Origin of the sequence: Micromonospora sp. NPDC051296 (assembly GCF_040682255.1) — a bacterium.
Classification (GTDB): domain Bacteria; phylum Actinomycetota; class Actinomycetes; order Mycobacteriales; family Micromonosporaceae; genus Micromonospora; species Micromonospora craterilacus.
This window is the reverse complement of record NZ_JBFBAO010000652.1, coordinates 1-1,553: the sequence shown is the minus strand read 5'-3', so window position 1 is coordinate 1,553 and position 1,553 is coordinate 1. Positions and strand designations below refer to the sequence as shown.

Genomic DNA, 1,553 nt, shown 5'->3' with positions numbered 1-1,553 from the left:
GCCAGCGTGCCGGCCCGGGTGGCCTGGAGGTTGAGCAGCCCGGCCCCGGTCAGCACTACTCCGACCGGCACACCGGCTCCGACGAACGGGGCGGGCGGGGTCAGCAGCGCGGTGGCCAGCAGCAGGGCCACGCCGCCGAGCAGCGCCGTCGCCGGCACGACCGGCCAGGGCGCGGCGGCGGCGACCAACCACACCGGCCCGGCACCAGCCACGAACGGCAGTGCCACCGCGGCCACCCGCCATCCGCCGGCCCGACCGATCCGCCACCAGCTGCTCCGATCCCCGGTTGCGCCGGCCACCTCCGGGGCGGCACCGCTGGGATCGGCCGGCCGGACCGACGCGGCCGGACCGGTCCGGCCGCCTGGCCAGCCGGCCAGCACCGCCGCCAGGGCCAGCACCGACAGCGCCACACCGACCGGCACCGCGCCCGGGGCGGGTTGGGCAGCCGGGACACCGGACCAGAGGGCCGGCGGCGGGCCGTACGGGGTCACCAGCGCCGTCAGGGCGACCGGCACGGCGGTCAGCACCGCCACCGCGGCCAGGCCGAGCCCGGCCACCGGGAGCACCGCCAGCGGGCGGGTGCGGAACCCGGCCAGCGCGACCAGCAGCGCCGCCCCGGCCGCGTAGACCGTCACCGGCTCGTCACCCGGTACGGCCACCGGCGCGAGACCGGTCAACACGGCCGCCACGGCGAGGCCGGTCGCGGCGTACGGCCACAGGTCGGGCCAGTGGCGGCGGACCATGTGCAGCGCGACCGCCGGCAGCGCGACGGCGGCCAGCGCCGCCCGCGCCTGCCACCAAGGCGGCGCGCCGGCACCGATCAGCGCGACCGCCGCGCCGGCCGGCATCACGAGCACCGCCGCGACCAGCCCGGAACCGGCCACGGTGCGCTGCACCGGCTCGCCACGCCGGCCGGCAGCGGCCACGCCGAGACCGACGGCCAGGATCACCGCGCAGGCCGCGCCGGCCCCAGCCGGGCCGGCCAGCCCGACCAGCAGCCCGTGCCCGAACAACGCGGCACCGCCCAGCGCGGCCGTCAGCGCCATCGACCCCCGTACCGCCGGGCGGGCCACCGCGGCGGCCAGCAGTACCGCCCCCACCACCAGGTCGACGGCGACCACGGCCGGCCACGGCGCGGCCCAGGCCACCGGCACGGCGAGCGCCGTCGCGGCGATGCCGGCCGCCGCAACCGCCGGCCGGGCTGCCCGGGGCAGCAGCCAGACCGCCGCCGCCGAGGTCAGGGCCACCGCGACCGGCAGCTGCCAGCCCCAGGCGAACGCCGGCCCCGCCGTGGCCCCCCGCCACGGTGGCAGCGACCGGCCCACGGCGGCACCGGCCAGCACCACCGCCGCCAGCGCGGTCAGCTGCGCCCCGATGGCGGCCACCAGCAGCGCACCGACCCGCGGGCCGGGCCGCCAGCCGGCCGGGAGCAGCCGCACCGCACCGGCCAGCACCACCGCGACCAGCGCCGCCGCCAGCAGCAGCAGCGACGGGCGCAGCTCCGCCGCCGGGCGAATCAGCGCACCGGCTAGCACCGGCACCAGCGCGCCGGC

The 1,553-nt window shown here is 81.0% G+C and carries 1 pseudogene; it reads right to left on the bottom strand.

The features are described 5' to 3' along the window. Positions 1-1,553: pseudogene (locus AB0M52_RS33855) on the bottom strand (hypothetical protein); the annotation flags it as partial.